Raw genomic sequence first — 15,602 nt, 5'->3', positions numbered from 1 at the left:
GGGCGCCACCCGCGAGGGAGGCGCCCTTTCTTGTGTCGTGGCCTACTGCCTCAGGCGGCGGTCGCGAATGCGTCCTCTCCGAGGGCCATTAGGCTGTCGCTGCCCGCTTCGAGCTTGCGGCGCAGCGCGCCGGCGTCGGGCAGGTAACGGTCCATGTAATAGCGCGCGGTGGCGAGTTTCTGTTCGTAGAACGCCTTGTCGTCGCCCGCGCTGGCGAGCTTCGCTGCGGCGACCTTCGACATCTTCAGCCACATCAGGCCAAGCGTCACGATGCCCATGATGTGCATGTAATGATGCGCGCCCGCGCCGAGGTGGTTCGGGTTCTGCATGGCGTTGTTCATGAACCACATGGTCGCGGCCTGCTGCTGGCCGAGTGCCTTTTCGAGCTGCTCTGCCATTTCCTTCAGCTCGTCGACTTCCTTTGCAGCAGCGATTTCCTCGCCGACGTGCTTGAAGAAAGCCTGCACCGCTGCGCCGCCCTTCTGGGCGAGCTTGCGGCCGCAAAGGTCCATGGCCTGAACGCCGTTGGTACCTTCGTAGATCTGTGCGATACGGGCGTCGCGAACGAACTGGCTCATGCCCCATTCCTCGATGTAGCCGTGGCCACCGAAGACCTGCTGCATGTTGGTTGCGACTTCATAACCCTTGTCGGTGCCGTAGCCCTTGATGACCGGGGTCATCAGGCCAAGCAGGAGATCTGCTTCCTCGCGCTCTTCATCGGTTTGCGCCTTGTGCGTCAGGTCGACCAGGAGGCCGCCCCAAAGGGCAAGAGCGCGCATACCTTCGGTGAAGGACTTCGCGTCCATCAGCATGCGGCGAACATCGGGGTGGACGAAGATCGGATCGGCCTGTGCCTCGGGTTCTGCCGGACCGGTCAGGGCGCGGCCCTGACGACGATCGAGCGCATACGCGACGGCGTTTTGATAGGCGACTTCAGCCTGGCTCAGGCCCTGGATGCCAACGCCGAGACGCGCAGCATTCATCATGATGAACATGGCAGCGAGGCCCTTGTTCTCTTCACCGACGAGCCAGCCCTTGGCGCCGTCGTAATTCAGCACGCAGGTCGAGTTGCCGTGAATGCCCATCTTGTGTTCGATCGAACCGCACATCACGCCGTTGCGCTCGCCCGGAGTACCGTCCTCGTTGACGATGAACTTCGGCACCACGAACAGTGAAATACCCTTCGTGCTGTCGGGTGCGCCCGGCGTCTTGGCGAGAACCAGGTGGATGATGTTCTCGCTCATGTCGTGTTCGCCGGCCGAGATGAAAATCTTGGTGCCGGTGATCGCGTAGCTGCCATCAGCCTGCGGTTCCGCCTTGGTGCGGATCATGCCGAGGTCGGTACCGCAATGCGGCTCGGTCAGGTTCATGGTGCCGGTCCATTCTCCCGAGACCATCTTCGGCAGGTACATCGCCTTCTGCTCTTCCGAACCCTTGGCAACCAGAGCGCTGATCGCGCCGTTGGTGAGGCCCGGATACATGCCGAAAGCCTGGTTCGCGCTGGAGATGAACTCTTCCATCACGAAGCCGAGGACATGCGGCATGCCCTGCCCGCCGAATTCTTCCGAATGCGCGAGCGTGCCCCAGCCTGCCTCGCGGAACTGATCGAAAGCTTCCTTGAAACCCGGAGGCGTGGTTACCGAACCGTCTTCATTGCGCACGCAGCCATGCTCGTCGCCAACGCGGTTGAGCGGCGCGAGAACCTCGGCACAGAACTTGCCGCCTTCATTAATGACCGCATCGGTCACGTCATCGGTGGCCATCTCGAAGCCCGGCAAGTTGCCGTAGCTGGCGAGGTCGAGCACTTCATTGATGATGAAACGCGTGTCGCGGGTGGGTGCGGTATAGGTGGGCATTTTTTGTCCTTGGAGAGAGGTTGTTTTTCTGGCGTCTCGCCGGGGAAGAAAGAGTTAGTCGACCTGTTCTTCAACAAGCGAAATGAACTCGGTCAGTTCCTTGATGGAACTGTCGATGTCGGCACGCTGTGCCTTCAACTTGGCTACGTGCCTCTTGCACTTCTCAAGCGTCACGCGGCGCTGTTCGGCACGACCGTCGTCGAGATCGTAAAGGTCGATCATCTCGCGAATCTCGGTCAACGAGAATCCGACGTTCTTGGCTCGCATGATCCAAGCAAGTCGGGCGCGATCGCGCTTAGAATAGATACGGGTCAGTCCGACACGCGAGGGTGCTATGAGGCCTTCGTCTTCGTAGAACCGAAGCGCGCGGGCCGTACAGCCGAACTCGCTGGTGAGATCGGAAATCGAGAATTGCTCGCGCTCTAGCTTGTCGGGCCGTTCGAGATGCGCCCCTGCATGGCGGCGATCACTGTCTGGAATCGGAAGCGACTGGGTCATGCCGCTTTCCTACTCAACGTTTACGTAAGCGTCAAGACTTGACGGGTTGGAGAATACCGTCTTCGAGCACCCGGTAGAAGCAACTGGTTGCGCCCGTGTGGCACGTCGGCCCCTTCGGACGGCACTTCAGAACAACTGCATCCTGGTCACAGTCCACCAGCATCTCTTCGACGATCAGGACATTTCCGGAGGTCTCACCCTTCTTCCAAAGCTTGCCGCGCGAACGCGAATGGAAATGCGCCTCGCCGCTTTCCATAGTCGCTTCCAATGCCACCGAATCCATGAATGCAACCATGAGGACCCGCGAAGATTCGGCGTCGAGCACCACAGCAGTCAGCAAGCCCTTGTCGTCGAACTTGGGCATGAATTGCTTTCCGCTTTCGCGAAGTGTCTTGGCGTCGGACAATGTTATCTCCGGGATTTGTAGGTATGCGACATCTTGTTGCAGGATAACCACAAGCTGGTCCCAAAATCATACATACGGGAACAAGCCTGTTTGAGGAACGGACATTTTGCGGGATGAACGCTCTCACAGGTCATGAGTGGCCTGTCCACCGGAACGACGGTGCCGCGAGAGCGCCAGGTTCAGGGGGTCCCGGGTCCGCAGCCGCATGGGGGTTTTATGCGGCGCACCCGGTAACGATGAGGGATAGGATCTGGTGTATGCTGGGGGGCTGCACCAATATGGTCCGGTGTATTTCGTCACGTGGCGCCCGGGATCGAAAGATCCCGGGCGTTTCGTTTATCCGGCATGGCCCAGCGCTTCGTCGAGCACCCGCGCGAAGCAGGCAATGACGACCGTTCTTGCTCCGGCACGCTTGAGCGCCTTGACGCAGGCGGTGCTGGTTGCGCCCGAAGTGAGAACATCGTCGACGAGCAGGATATCGCGTCCCTTGATCCGCTCAGGTTGCGGCACTGTGATGGCTCCGGAAAGGATCCTCGCGCGTGCTTTTGCCCCCATCCCGCCGAGGCTTGGTGTGCGTTTGATGCGCTTGAGCCCGTCGACGAGGAGCTCGCCCTGCCCTGAACGCTCAAGTTCACGCGCCAGCAGGGCCGCCTGGTTGAAGCCGCGCTGCCACAGGCGCCAGCGATGCAACGGGACCGGCACGATCAGCCAGTCCCCGCGCTCCGATTCAGGCAACCGGGTCGCTATCAATCGTGCAAGCATCGGTGCGAGGGCAATGCGGCGTCCATGTTTGAGCGCCAGCACAAGTTTGCACGAAGTTTCTGTGTAGAGCGTTCCTGCCGCGATCCCGTCATGGACCGGAGGCGCAGCCATGCATGGCGCACAGGCTGCTCCCCCTCCCGGTCCCTTTTCACCGAATGGTCTTTGGCAGAGTTCGCAACACGGTTCGGTAGGGATGGCTAGGCCTGTCCAGCAGTCGGCGCAGAGCCCGCCATGCTCTCCGATACCCTCGCCGCAAGATGGGCAACGGGGCGGATAAACGAGGTCGACGATCGGGGCTAACCCCTCGCCAAGCGTTTGACCCAGTTTGGTTACTCTCCCCACAAGGACTTGCTGCACGGCTTGCGCGGCCGATGCAAGCACGGCAGGTGCGTCGCGATGGATTCGCAAAGCCCTCCCCGAATTTTCAGCCGAGACCGCCGCCGCGCCGGTCTGCGCCGTGCGCTTGTCCGCCAGTCGCAGCGCGATGCTGCACGTTATGTTCTGCAGGACATGGTCGAGGATGTTCTCGACCGGCTCGAATTCATGCGCTTCGAACCGGCCCGCGTGCTTGTCATCGGTGACTGGACAGACACGCTCGCGCTCTCGTTGCGTGGACGTGGAGCCCAAGTAGACGAAGCAAGTGTCCGGACGACGGACGAGGAGCTACCGATCGAAGGAGCGCCGTATGACTTGATCGTCAGCCTCGCCTCGCTCGATCGCGTAAACGACCTGCCAGGCGCGTTGCTGCACATCCGCAACGCACTGGCCAAGGACGGCATCATGATCGCCAGCATCGTGGGGGCTGGAAGCCTCGCGAACCTGCGCCGCGCGATGATCGCCGCCGAGCCGGACAGGCCCGCTGCTCGCATGCACCCGCTGGTCGACAATGCTGCCGCCTCGGCGTTGATGCAGCGCGCGCTGTTCAAGCGGCAAGTGGTGGACAGCCATGCACTCGAGGTCTCGTTCGGATCGCTCGACAAGCTGGTGTCTGACCTGCGCGACCAGGGCTTGGGTTCGAGCCTCGCCTCGCCCGCCCCGGCGCTTGGTAAGGAGGCGCTTGAGCGCGCCCGCGAGGCGTTCCTGCAGGCCGCGAACCAGCAGGGCCGTGTCCTCGAAACCTTCGAGGTGCTGACTCTAACCGGCTGGAAAGACTAGCGCAGGCTCGCCTGAGCCGCAGCGAGCCGGGCGATCGGTACGCGATAAGGCGAGGCGCTGACGTAGTCGAGCCCGGTCTTCTCGCAGAACGCGATACTGGCAGGATCGCCGCCATGCTCACCGCAGATGCCTAGCTTGATGCCGTCGCGCGTCTTGCGACCGCGTTCGGCGGCCAGTTCGACCAGCTGCCCCACCCCGTCCACATCGAGGCTGACGAAGGGATCGCGGGCGAAGATACCCTTGTCGACGTAGTCGGTCAGGAAGCGACCGGCATCGTCACGGCTGACGCCAAGCGTCGTCTGCGTGAGATCATTGGTGCCGAAGCTGAAGAATTCGCCCACCTCGGCGATTTCGCCTGCCATCAGCGCAGCACGCGGCAATTCGATCATCGTGCCGACGAGGTAATCCACCTTGCAGCCCGATGCTTCGAAGACCTCCCCCGCTACGCGGTCGACCACCGCCTTGAGCAGCTCGAGCTCCTTGCGGGTCGCGACCAGCGGGATCATCACTTCGGGCACCGGCGCTTCGCCGCTGCTCTTTGCAACTTCGCAAGCCGCCTCAAAGATTGCTCGCGCCTGCATTTCGTAGATTTCGGGATAGGTGATCCCGAGACGGCAACCACGGTGCCCCAGCATTGGGTTGAATTCGTGCAGCTCGCCTGCACGGCGCTTCAGCTGCTCCACGCTTTTGCCCGTGGCCGAGGCCAATTCCTCGAATTCGGCATCGCCATGTGGCAGGAACTCGTGGAGCGGCGGGTCGAGCAGGCGGATCGTGCACGGAAGGCCCGTCATCACCTCGAAGATCTTCACGAAATCGGCGCGCTGTTCGGGCAGCAGCTTGGCGAGCGCGTCGCGGCGGCCTGCCTCGTTATCGGCCAAGATCATCTGGCGCACGGCGCTGATGCGGTCGGCGTCGAAGAACATGTGCTCTGTGCGGCAGAGCCCGATGCCCTCGGCACCGAACTGGCGTGCCATGCGGCAGTCGTTTTCGGTCTCCGCATTGGTGCGGACGCGCATGCGGCGATGCTTGTCGGCCCATTCCATCAGCGTCCCGAAATCGCCTGCCAGTTCCGGTTCGATAGTGGCGACTTCGCCAGCCATGACCTGGCCGTTGGCACCGTCGATAGTGATCGTGTCGCCTTCCTTGAGCTCGCGATTGCCAATCGTAAGCGTGCGGCCTTCGCGCGCGATCGAGACCTGCGAGGCTCCCGAGACACAGGGCCGCCCCATCCCGCGCGCAACCACTGCCGCGTGACTGGTCATGCCGCCGCGTGCGGTGAGAATACCGGTCGCAGCGTGCATGCCGTGAATGTCTTCGGGGCTGGTTTCGACACGGACGAGGATGACTTTCTCGCCGCGGTTGGCCCACAGTTCTGCCGTATCTGCATCGAGCACGATCTTGCCGCTGGCCGCACCCGGAGATGCCGGAAGGCCGGTGGTCAGCACGTCACGCGGCGCATCGGGATCGAGCGTCGGGTGGAGCAGCTGGTCCAATGCCATCGGGTCGACGCGCAGGATCGCGGTCTTCTCGTCGATCAGCCCCTCACCCACCATGTCGACCGCGAGCTTCAGCGCGGCCTTCGCCGTCCGCTTGCCGCTGCGCGTTTGCAGTAGCCAGAGCTTGCCCTGCTGCACGGTGAATTCGATGTCCTGCATGTCGGTATAATGCTTCTCGAGCAGGTCGAAGAGTCGCGCGAGTTCTGCAAAAGCTTCGGGCATCGCTTCTTCCATGCTCGGCTTGTCGGCCCCGGCAGCTTCGCGCGCAGCCTTGGTAAGATACTGCGGCGTGCGGATACCCGCGACCACGTCCTCGCCCTGCGCATTGACCAGCCATTCGCCGTAATAGGCTTTCTCGCCGGTCGAGGGATCGCGGGTGAAGGCAACGCCGGTCGCGCTGGTATCACCCATGTTGCCGAAGACCATGGCCTGCACGTTGACGGCAGTGCCCATGTCATGCGGAATGTCATTAAGGCGGCGATAGACCTTGGCGCGTTCCGTATCCCAGCTATCGAACACCGCGCTGATCGCGCCCCAAAGCTGTTCGATCGGGTCTTGCGGGAAAGGTTTGCCCAGCTCCTGCTCGACGATCGACTTGTACTCGGCAACAAGCGTCTTCCACTCTTCGGCGGAAAGCTCGGTGTCGGCGTAGTAGCCATTGTCTTCCTTGGTGATCTCGAGCGCCTCTTCGAACAGCCCGTGATCGACGCCGAGGACAACATCGCCATACATCTGGATGAAGCGGCGGTAGCTGTCCCAGGCGAAACGCTCGTCACCACTGGTCTTGGCGAGGCCTTCAACGGTCTCGTCGTTGAGGCCGAGGTTGAGGACGGTGTCCATCATGCCCGGCATGGAGATCGCCGCGCCGGAGCGAACCGAGACGAGCAGCGGGTCCGACGCATCGCCGAAGTCCTTGCCGACGGTCTTCTCGACGTGCTTCAGCGCCTCGGCGACATCGCTGCGCAGCTTTTCGCTGAAGTCGCTGCCGCCAGCGAGGTACTTGAGGCATTCCTCCGTCGCGATGGTGAAACCGGGAGGAACCGGAAGGCCGATGCTGGCCATCTCGGCAAGGTTCGCGCCCTTGCCGCCGGTGACGGTCTTGTCCTTCTGCCGTGCATTCGAATGCGGAGCATCGCCGCCGAAGGTGAAGACCGTATCGTTACTCATCAACGCAATTCCTACAGCTTGGAACGCTTGGAACAGTGTCCAGGCGAAGTAATTTCGTCAGCCCGCGATCCGGCTGAAATCGGCGACTTTGTGCACTGCAGCACGAAAAGCTGCAAGCAGGTCGAGGCGATGTGCCCGCTTGTTTTCTTCTTCTGCATTTACCGTCACTTCATCGAAGAAACGGTCGATCGGTGCCCGAAGGGCGGCAAGCGCGGCCATAGCGCCGGAGAAGTCTTCCGCTTCAATGGCTTGCGAGGCTGCCGGTTCCGATTTTGCCAGAGCATCCATCAGCGCCTTTTCGGCAGGCTCTGCTTCGTAGGAAAGCTCTTTCGCGTGGCGCTCGGCCATCTTGGCTTCGACCACGGCGCGCATGTCGGGATCGTCGACCTGGCTCAGCGGATCTTCCTCGCCGGTGCGGGCGATTTCGCCTTCGGCTCCGTGCCAGTCTTCCTTCTTGAGGATGTTGGCCGCGCGCTTGTAGCCTGCGAGCAGATTGGCGCCGTCTTCGGTCCCGAGGAAGTCCGCCAGCGCCCTCGCCCGTGCCTCCACGCGGTCGACGCGCATATCGGGGCGACCCTGCCAGCTGCGCGATGCCTGGATGTAATCATGGCGAACGCCTTCGTCGCGCAATTGCACGGCGAGACGGTCGAGCAGGAAGTCGGCAAGCTTTTCGGCGAGATCGGTATTGGGGCGACCGTCCCAGGCATGGATCACCGTATCGAGCGACAGCTTCAGATCGTTCGCCTGCACCAGTCGCAGGTATCCGAGTGCTGCGCGGCGAAGCGCAAACGGATCCTTCGAGCCAGTCGGCAGGATATCGATCTTGAAGAAGCTCAGGAGGTTGTCGAGCTTGTCTGCAAGGCTTACGGCCACGGTGGTCGGCGCGGTAGGCACTTCGTCATTCGCCCCGACGGGCTTGTAGTGAGCGCGGATCGCCTCGGACACTTCGACCGGCAGCCCCTCGGCCTTTGCATAGTATCCGCCCATTAGGCCCTGCAGCTCGGGAAACTCGCCAACCATTTCGGTGACGAGATCGGCCTTGCTCAGTTCTGCAGCCTGACGCGCCAGCTTGTGATCGCCATTCGGAGCCTTCGCGTCGAACACCAGCCAGTCGGCCAGCTTCGCCACGCGGTCGACCTTGTCGGCAACCGTGCCCAGCTTTTCATGGAAGGTGATGCGCTCGAGACCCCTGGCATGCTCGGCGAGCGTCTTCTTGCGGTCGACATCCCAGAAAAACCGCGCGTCGGACAAGCGGGCGGCGAGAACCTTGCGGTTGCCGTCGACCACGCGCGCGCCGCCGTCTTCCGCCTCGATATTCGCAGTGCAGATGAATGCGTTGGCGAGTTCGCCCTTGTCGTCTTCGCAGACGAAGTATTTCTGGTTCACGCGGGCGGTGAGCTGGATCGTCTCGGGCGGGACTTCGAGGAAGTCCTCCTCGAACCGGCCAAGCAGCGGAACCGGCCATTCGGTGAGGCCTGCGTTCTCGACGACCAGTCCTTCGTCCTCGACCAGTTTGAGACCGGCTTCGCTCGCGACCTTGGCAGCGCCCGAGCGGATAAGGTCCTGACGCTCTTCATGGTCGACGATGACGTGACCTGCGCGCAGCTTCACCGCATAGTCATCGGCGTTGCCGATGGTGATGTCGCCCGAATGGTGGAAGCGGTGGCCCAGCGTGACCGAGCCGGAGGTGACGCCGTGTAATTCGCACTTGACGACCTCGTCGCCCAGCAGCGCGACGATGCCCGATAGCGGGCGAACCCAGCGCAGGCTCTCAGTGCTGATCGAGGCTGCGCCCCAGCGCATCGACTTGGGCCAGCTGAAGTCACGGATGATCGCGGGGATTGCCTCGGCGAGCACGTTCTTCGTCGCGCGGCCTGGCACGTTCTTCACGGCGAAGTAGGTCGCCCTGCCCTTCACGTCGCGCGTTTCGAGCGAGCCCTTGTCGACGCCTGCCTTGCGGCAAAAACCGTCGATGGCCTGGTCGGGCGCTCCGACCGGAGGCCCCTTCAATTCTTCGCTGACGGCCTCGGTCGCTTCGGGCAGCCCGCGAGCGATCAGCGCAAGACGGCGCGGCGTCGACCAGACGGTAATCTCGCCCGTCGCGACACCGGCAGCGTCCAATTCGCGGCGGAACAGTTTTTCGAGCTCGGCGCGCGCGCCCGCCTGCATGCGGGCGGGAATTTCTTCGCTGCGCAGTTCGAGGAGGAAGTCGCTCATTTCGACCACTCCGGATATTTATCGGCCCACACGGGCGCTTCCTTTTCCATATGCGCTTCACAGCTGCCGCGCGCGAGATCGCGGACGCGGCCCATGTAGCTGGCGCGTTCCTGCACGCTGATCACCCCGCGCGCCTGCAGCAGGTTGAAGATGTGGCTGGCCTCCACCGCCTGCTCGTAAGCGGCGATGGGGACATTGTGCTCGAGCGCATTCTTGCACTCGGCCTCGGCCTTGTTGAACAGGTCGAACAGCGCATCGGTTTCGGCGACCTCGAAGTTCCATTTCGACATCTGCTTCTCGTTCTCGAGGAAGACGTCGCCATAAGTGACGCCCTGCCCGTTGAAATCGAGGTCGTAGACGTTGTCGACGCCCTGGATGTACATGGCGAGGCGTTCGAGGCCGTAGGTCAGTTCGCCCGCGACAGGCTTGCAGTCGAAGCCGCCCATCTGCTGGAAATAGGTGAACTGGGTGACTTCCATCCCGTCACACCAGACTTCCCAGCCAAGACCCCATGCGCCGAGCGTCGGGCTTTCCCAGTCATCCTCCACGAAACGGATGTCGTGCTTGAGCGGGTCGATGCCGATCACGCGCAGGCTTTCGAGGTAGAGATCCTGGATGTTCGCCGGGCTCGGCTTCAGGATCACCTGGTACTGGTAGTAGTGCTGCAGGCGGTTCGGGTTCTCGCCATAGCGACCGTCGGTCGGACGGCGGCAGGGCTGCACGAAGGCCGCGTTCCATGGCTCGGGGCCCAGCGCACGCAACGTCGTGGCGGTGTGGAAGGTGCCCGCGCCCATACGCATGTCGTAGGGCTGCAGGATGAGGCACCCGTTGGCACTCCAGAAATCGTGGAGCGCGAGGATCATGTCCTGGAAGGATTTACGCGGATTACGGTCCATGGAGCGGCGCAATGGCGGATGCGCGAAAAGCGGTCAATGCCGCATTGCAGCGCGATTGCGCATCGCGGGCCCCGACCCTATGCTCGCCCAAGTATTCTGAAAGGGTCACATGAAGAAATCGCCACTCGTCGCAGCGCTCGCAAGTCTCTTGCTGGCCCCGCTTCCGGCCATCACTTGGGCGCAGGGGATCAATACTGACGAGAGGCCGGGCAGCGCCAAGTCGACGCGCAATATCGGCGCCGAGGACTCCGTCACCCAGCGGTCGCCGGACCCAGTCGTCGTTGAGCAGGATTACGACCCTGCTCCGGCGATCTGGCTGCTCGAGGACGAGGACACCAAGATCTACATGTTCGGCACGATCCACGTGCTGCCCGAAGGCTTCCGCTGGCGGAACGAGACCTTCGACAGCGTCGTGAACGAAGTCGACGAGCTGGTTGTCGAGACGAGCGATGCCGACGGCGAAGACGCGATGGCCGCCTTCACCGCCAAGATGATCGCCGACACGCTGACGCGGACACCCACATCGCAGCGCCTGTCGCCCGAAGCTGGCCAGAAGTGGCTCAAAATCGCCGAACTCACCGACTTGCCCGTCGACTATTTCGATGGCCTGCCCCCGCTGTTCGCAATGTTCGGGGCGGGCATCTCGATGCTTGAGGGGCAAGGATCCCAGCATGAATACGGCGTGGAAACAGTGCTCGAGGCCGAATTCGCGGCTGCGGGAAAGCCCATCGGCTCGATCGAGGACTCGCTCGAGGTGATGACGGCGCTTCTCGCGATCGATGAGCAACTGCTCCTCGATCTCCTGGAGAAGGACCTCGCCGAATGGGACGGCAGCTCGATCGAGACCCTCATGGTGGATGACGCGATCCTCAATGAAGAGGGCGCCCTGGCCGACCCATTCGACGACGAACACAATTGGGCGCAGGGCAAGACAGACGGCCTCGAAGACCTGGGTTTCGAAGATTCGCCTTTCGAGATCGAACTCGAGCGCGTCCTGCTGCAAGACCGCAACCGCGACTGGAGCGTCTGGCTGGAGAACCGGATGGGCGAACCCGGCAGCATCCTGCTCGCCGTCGGGGCTGCCCACCTGGCAGGGGATGTATCGGTCCAGTCGATGCTCGCCGAACGCGGGTTCGAGGTGAAGCAGATCCAGTAGCTTTCAGAGCAGATCGCCGAATCGATTCGCCGAGAATCCGGGGCCGGGAACGATGCTTTTCAACGCATTGCTCCTGGCCCTTTTGCGTCGAGAACCGCAGAATTCCGAGGGTATGACAGGTTTTACCGACAGGATGTAAGGTCTTGTTGACAACGGAAACAAGACGCGACATAAAGTAAGGGCAACCTGACATTTCGGAAGGTTGACCTAACCACTGGACCCAATATCCACGCTGGAGACCTGACATGAAAAAGACCTTCGTTCTCGCCGCTGCTGCCTTCGCTGCCATCGCAACTCCCGCCATGGCCAAGGACGCTCCCGACACCTCCGTCGCCATCGGCGATCTCGACCTGACCAAGCAGGCCGACCAGGACAAGCTCGACAATCGCATCGACAACGCCGTGCGTCGCATGTGCCGTGTCGAAGGCTTCGACCTGCAGGCCCGCAAGCTCGAACGCAGCTGCCGCCTTGCAGCAGAAGCAAACGCCGCCCCGCAGATCGAACTGGCCATCGCCAGCGCCCGTGAAGAGCGCTTCGCAGCCATCGAACTCGACGTGCAGGGCTGACCCCTTCGCCGGAGCGCGCTTGCGACAACCCGCGCTCCGGCGGCCCCTTCCTTTCCCAATCCAGACAGGATCGCGACCCGATGAACGGCAAGGCCCTTACCCCCCGCGAAAAGCGCGTACGCAGGCACAATGTCTCGACGCTCGTCGCATTCTTGTCCTTCGTCGCCTGGATCACCGCGTTCACCGCCTTCAAAGCTGAATTCGGAGCGGTGCGGGGGATCTCCTCCGTCCTCTTCCTGGCCGCGCTCCTCGTGATGTTCACCACCCGCAATGCAGATGAATACACGGCGGCGATCTGGCGGGCGGGCACCAGCCTAGCCTTCGTGGTGACGGTAGGCTTCATGTTCTTCGCACCTGCAATCGAGGGCTTCCTCGACGGGCTGTTCGAAGGATTTACAAAGCAGCCGACCGAACGCGATCTCGACACGGGCGAGCTCCTCCCGCTCGTCGCCCTCGCCTCCTTCTTCATCGCCAACGCCTGGACCCGCATCCGCGGGACATTCTGAGGGGCAAGCGTAATGACCAAGACAAAACAATCACCTCGAAAAACAGGCGAACGGCGCTTCAAGCTCTACTTCGGGCTGATGAACCTCGCGCTTGCCGGGATAATCTTGCTTTTCTCAATTCCCCTCCTCGGCGTGATCTTTGATTTCGATCTCAATAACCTGCCAAAACAGGTCAATGCCTGGATCGGACTGACCTTCGGGATCGTCGTGACCATTATCCCTTTCATACTTATGGTCGGGCGCTTCATGCGTGACGAGTATGCAGAGCTCCTGTGGCGCCGCACGGCGCTCGTGATGGCCTATGCTTCGGCACTCGTGCCGCCAACATATTACATCGTGGCTTGGACCAATTTCTTCGTCACCGGTCAGCCGGAAGAGCCGCCGTTCTGGCTGCAATGGGCCTCCGAAGAGACCAAGTGGGGCTTGGTCATCTTCTATGGCTGGCACGCGTACATGATTGCCTTCGTCGTGATATTCCAATTCCTGCGTTTGAAGGACAGCCGATGACCGCTGTAAAAACGGATAAGCTGCGCTATCGAGCGTACTACTGGCTGATCAACGCCAGCTTCTTTTCGATCGTCGTCGGATTGACGAGCGAGATCGTCGAGGCATTCACGGGCTATGATGCCTTCGGAATGTCGAACTCCCTGCAAACCGCAATTGGCTTTCCGCTCGCCATTCTTGCGATCTTCGTTCCCGTTGCGCTGATCGCGATTGCCTCGTGGCGCGACGAATATGCGGAATCGGTCTGGAAGAGGACCGTCGGCTTGATGGCTATCTTCTTCACGGTCGGCCCATTCCTACTCGGCTTATTTCTCTTCGCGGCCTACGCGGTGATCGGCGGGGAGGAGCCGCCCGAATGGCTGGATTGGCTTTATGGTGAGCGCCGTTCAGTCGAGATTGTCCTGTACAGCTGGTACGTCTTCAATGCCGCCTATGTGGTGATTTTCCAGATCATTCGCTGGTGGGACGCGCGGTGAAGAACCGCCTCCGCGTCCTCAGAGCCGAGCGCGAGTGGAGCCAGGCCGAACTGGCCGGCCGTCTCGATGTCTCGCGCCAGGCCGTCAACGCCATCGAAACGGGCAAGCACGACCCGTCCCTGCCGCTCGCGTTCCGCATCGCGCGCCTGTTTGAAATGCCAATCGAGGAAATTTTCGATGACACGGAAGGATGAGATGTTCGAAGACGAGAAGCCCTTCCACATGGGTCGCTATTTCGCCCATGTCATCGGTTGGAGCGTCCTGCTGAGCTTCCTGCTGGTCGGCCTCATCTTCGTGTGGGCTGGCGGCAAGGACATCGTGACTGGGGAGGCAACGCAGTCCGACTGGATCTTCACCGTTGTCGGCGTCCTGATGATCCCACCGGTTGGCTGGGCGCTCTGGAGGTATATGCCCGATTTCACCATGGGTGAGCCCAAAACCCCTCGCGGCAACCGGATCCGCTGGATACTGGGCGCGGTCATTGTAATCGGGGTGGCAATCAGCTTTCCGCTGATCAACCGCGATGGACCGGATGGCGAACCGCTGCACCTGTTCTCGAACAGCCCTTTGCCGACCGATGTCGTCTGGCCGATGATAGCCCTGTGGGCGATCGCGATCCCGATCATCGCCTACATCGCGCGGCGCAACTCGGACGACTACACGCTGGCAGCGAACGACTTCGGGTTCATGCTGGGCGGTTACCTCTTCTACTTCACGGCCCCGCTCTGGTGGATCGGCTGGCGCGGGGGATTGCTGCCGCAGCCGGACGTCATGATCATCTTCATTGCCAGCTTCGTAGTCATCAACTTCGGAAATTTGTGGAAGCGCCACGCAGGCTGACCACAATGACTGTGGACTGCTGTCCGAATATTCAGTCTAGTAGTCGTCAAGATAGAGAGAAGGAACATTTGGCCGTGACGAAATCGAACCTGTTCAAGAGCACCGTAGCCGGCCTCGCCCTCGTGGCCCTGCAAGCCTGCTCGACCCTGCCAGACGAAGCCGCGGTTGCAGCAGTCGCGGAAGAAGCGGCTGCTGAGCTCGCTGCCGAAAGCGGACCGGCCATGTGGAAGGTGGCTGACGAGGACACCACGATCTATCTCTTCGGTACGGTCCATGCCCTGCCCGCAGACGTCGACTGGTACAGCGGCCCGGTGAAGACCGCGCTCGACAGCAGCGGTTCGCTGGTCACCGAAATCGACATGAACCCTGAAGTGATTGCCGCCATGGGCCAGACGATCGCTGCCAAGGGCATGCTGCCCGAAGGCCAGACGCTTCGCGGGCTCATGAATGCCGAACAGCTTGCCGCCTATGAGGCCGGTCTTGCACAGATAGGTATCCCGCCCGAAGCGCTCGACAGTCTCGAGCCGTGGTTCGCAGCCATCAATATCACCCAAGTGCTGCTACAATCGGCTGGCTACAATGGCGAAAACGGCGTCGAGAAGGTGCTTGAGGAAACGGTAAAGGAAGGTACCACCCGTGTCGCACTCGAAACCGTGGACTTCCAGATCTCGATCTTCGACGAGCTTCCGATCGAGAACCAGCTCCAGTTCCTGCTGCAGGCCGTGGAGGACCCACAGGCCGGTGTGGCGATGCTTGACAAGATTATTGCGGAGTGGGCCGAAGGCGATGCAGAAACGCTGGGCGCAATGCTGCAGGAAGGCAATGCGCAGGACCCGCTCATCACCTCGCGCCTGTTCTACGAGCGCAATGCGAATTGGGCCGTATGGATCGACGAGCGCCTGGACACCCCCGGCACGGCCTTCATAGCGGTCGGTGCAGGCCACCTCGCTGGGGAGAACAGCGTGCAGGATTACCTCGCCCAGCGGGGTATCAGCGTGGCGCGCGTACAGTAGCTTCGCGCTTGCATTTCGCGCGCGTCTCGCTATAGGCGCGCGCTTCGGCGTCATGGTCATCCCTGGAGGCGTGGCGGACCGAACTTGT

At 61.8% G+C, this 15,602-nt stretch carries 16 protein-coding genes and 1 pseudogene; 9 read left to right on the top strand and 8 right to left on the bottom strand.

Annotated elements, in window-relative coordinates:
- Nucleotides 1–50: 50 nt before the first annotated feature.
- The 5 genes and pseudogenes from ACZ1G8_RS12715 to ACZ1G8_RS12695 form a co-directional block, all read right to left on the bottom strand.
- The gene (locus ACZ1G8_RS12715; protein WP_472679707.1) at nt 51–1,856 is read right to left on the bottom strand and encodes an acyl-CoA dehydrogenase C-terminal domain-containing protein; all 1,806 of its coding nucleotides are present in this window, start codon (nt 1,854–1,856) and stop codon (nt 51–53) included.
- Between the two features lie 54 nt (nt 1,857–1,910).
- Nucleotides 1,911–2,354: a MerR family transcriptional regulator gene (locus ACZ1G8_RS12710; RefSeq protein ID WP_472679706.1), complete on the bottom strand. Its 444-nt coding sequence runs from the start codon at nt 2,352–2,354 to the stop codon at nt 1,911–1,913.
- Nucleotides 2,355–2,385: 31 nt separating this feature from the next.
- Nucleotides 2,386–2,760, bottom strand: coding sequence for a phosphoribosyl-AMP cyclohydrolase (hisI, locus tag ACZ1G8_RS12705; RefSeq protein WP_472679705.1), 375 nt, complete (start codon nt 2,758–2,760; stop codon nt 2,386–2,388).
- A 336-nt stretch (nt 2,761–3,096) separates the two neighbouring features.
- The gene (locus tag ACZ1G8_RS12700; protein ID WP_472681253.1) at nt 3,097–3,633 is read right to left on the bottom strand and encodes a ComF family protein; all 537 of its coding nucleotides are present in this window, start codon (nt 3,631–3,633) and stop codon (nt 3,097–3,099) included.
- Between the two features lie 9 nt (nt 3,634–3,642).
- Nucleotides 3,643–3,864, bottom strand: a pseudogene (locus tag ACZ1G8_RS12695) (double zinc ribbon domain-containing protein); the annotation flags it as partial.
- Nucleotides 3,865–3,918: 54 nt separating this feature from the next.
- Between ACZ1G8_RS12695 and ACZ1G8_RS12690 the strand changes: the two are divergent.
- A complete protein-coding gene (locus tag ACZ1G8_RS12690; protein ID WP_472679704.1) occupies nt 3,919–4,677 on the top strand; it encodes a class I SAM-dependent methyltransferase in 759 nt (252 codons plus the stop codon).
- On the opposite strand, the gene ppdK is transcribed toward ACZ1G8_RS12690, so the two are convergent.
- The 3 genes from ppdK to ACZ1G8_RS12675 are packed head-to-tail and all read right to left on the bottom strand — an operon-like array spanning nt 4,674 to nt 10,453.
- A complete protein-coding gene (ppdK, locus tag ACZ1G8_RS12685; protein WP_472679703.1) occupies nt 4,674–7,340 on the bottom strand; it encodes a pyruvate, phosphate dikinase in 2,667 nt (888 codons plus the stop codon). The genes ACZ1G8_RS12690 and ppdK overlap by 4 nt on opposite strands.
- 57 nt (nt 7,341–7,397) lie before the next feature.
- Nucleotides 7,398–9,557 carry a glycine--tRNA ligase subunit beta gene (gene glyS, locus ACZ1G8_RS12680; protein ID WP_472679702.1) on the bottom strand — a complete coding sequence of 720 codons (2,160 nt, stop codon included), beginning with the start codon at nt 9,555–9,557 and terminating at the stop codon, nt 7,398–7,400.
- Complete coding sequence (locus tag ACZ1G8_RS12675) at nt 9,554–10,453, bottom strand: glycine--tRNA ligase subunit alpha (protein ID WP_472679701.1); 900 nt, start codon at nt 10,451–10,453, stop codon at nt 9,554–9,556. The genes glyS and ACZ1G8_RS12675 overlap by 4 nt, the downstream gene beginning before the upstream one ends.
- Before the next feature lie 109 nt (nt 10,454–10,562).
- Here ACZ1G8_RS12675 and ACZ1G8_RS12670 point away from each other — a divergent pair, with 109 nt between their 5' ends.
- From ACZ1G8_RS12670 to ACZ1G8_RS12635, 8 genes are all read left to right on the top strand, one after another.
- On the top strand, nt 10,563–11,609 hold the full coding sequence (locus ACZ1G8_RS12670; RefSeq protein WP_472679700.1) for a TraB/GumN family protein: 1,047 nt from the start codon (nt 10,563–10,565) through the stop codon (nt 11,607–11,609).
- 245 nt (nt 11,610–11,854) lie between these two features.
- Complete coding sequence (locus ACZ1G8_RS12665) at nt 11,855–12,175, top strand: UrcA family protein (protein WP_222404813.1); 321 nt, start codon at nt 11,855–11,857, stop codon at nt 12,173–12,175.
- Nucleotides 12,176–12,255: 80 nt separating this feature from the next.
- Nucleotides 12,256–12,681, top strand: a complete 426-nt coding sequence (locus ACZ1G8_RS12660) for a hypothetical protein (RefSeq protein ID WP_472679699.1) — start codon at nt 12,256–12,258, stop codon at nt 12,679–12,681.
- 12 nt (nt 12,682–12,693) lie between these two features.
- Nucleotides 12,694–13,188, top strand: a complete 495-nt coding sequence (locus tag ACZ1G8_RS12655; RefSeq protein ID WP_472679698.1) for a hypothetical protein — start codon at nt 12,694–12,696, stop codon at nt 13,186–13,188.
- Nucleotides 13,185–13,661 carry a hypothetical protein gene (locus ACZ1G8_RS12650; protein WP_472679697.1) on the top strand — a complete coding sequence of 159 codons (477 nt, stop codon included), beginning with the start codon at nt 13,185–13,187 and terminating at the stop codon, nt 13,659–13,661. The genes ACZ1G8_RS12655 and ACZ1G8_RS12650 overlap by 4 nt, the downstream gene beginning before the upstream one ends.
- The gene (locus ACZ1G8_RS12645) at nt 13,658–13,855 is read left to right on the top strand and encodes a helix-turn-helix transcriptional regulator (protein WP_221428508.1); all 198 of its coding nucleotides are present in this window, start codon (nt 13,658–13,660) and stop codon (nt 13,853–13,855) included. The genes ACZ1G8_RS12650 and ACZ1G8_RS12645 overlap by 4 nt, the downstream gene beginning before the upstream one ends.
- Nucleotides 13,839–14,501: a hypothetical protein gene (locus tag ACZ1G8_RS12640; protein WP_472679696.1), complete on the top strand. Its 663-nt coding sequence runs from the start codon at nt 13,839–13,841 to the stop codon at nt 14,499–14,501. The genes ACZ1G8_RS12645 and ACZ1G8_RS12640 overlap by 17 nt, the downstream gene beginning before the upstream one ends.
- Nucleotides 14,502–14,575: 74 nt before the next feature.
- Nucleotides 14,576–15,514, top strand: a complete 939-nt coding sequence (locus ACZ1G8_RS12635) for a TraB/GumN family protein (RefSeq protein ID WP_472679695.1) — start codon at nt 14,576–14,578, stop codon at nt 15,512–15,514.
- Nucleotides 15,515–15,602: the final 88 nt, after the last annotated feature.

Source organism: Qipengyuania sp. BR81-2, from assembly GCF_055693895.1.
This window is presented reverse-complemented; position numbering and strand designations above follow the sequence as displayed.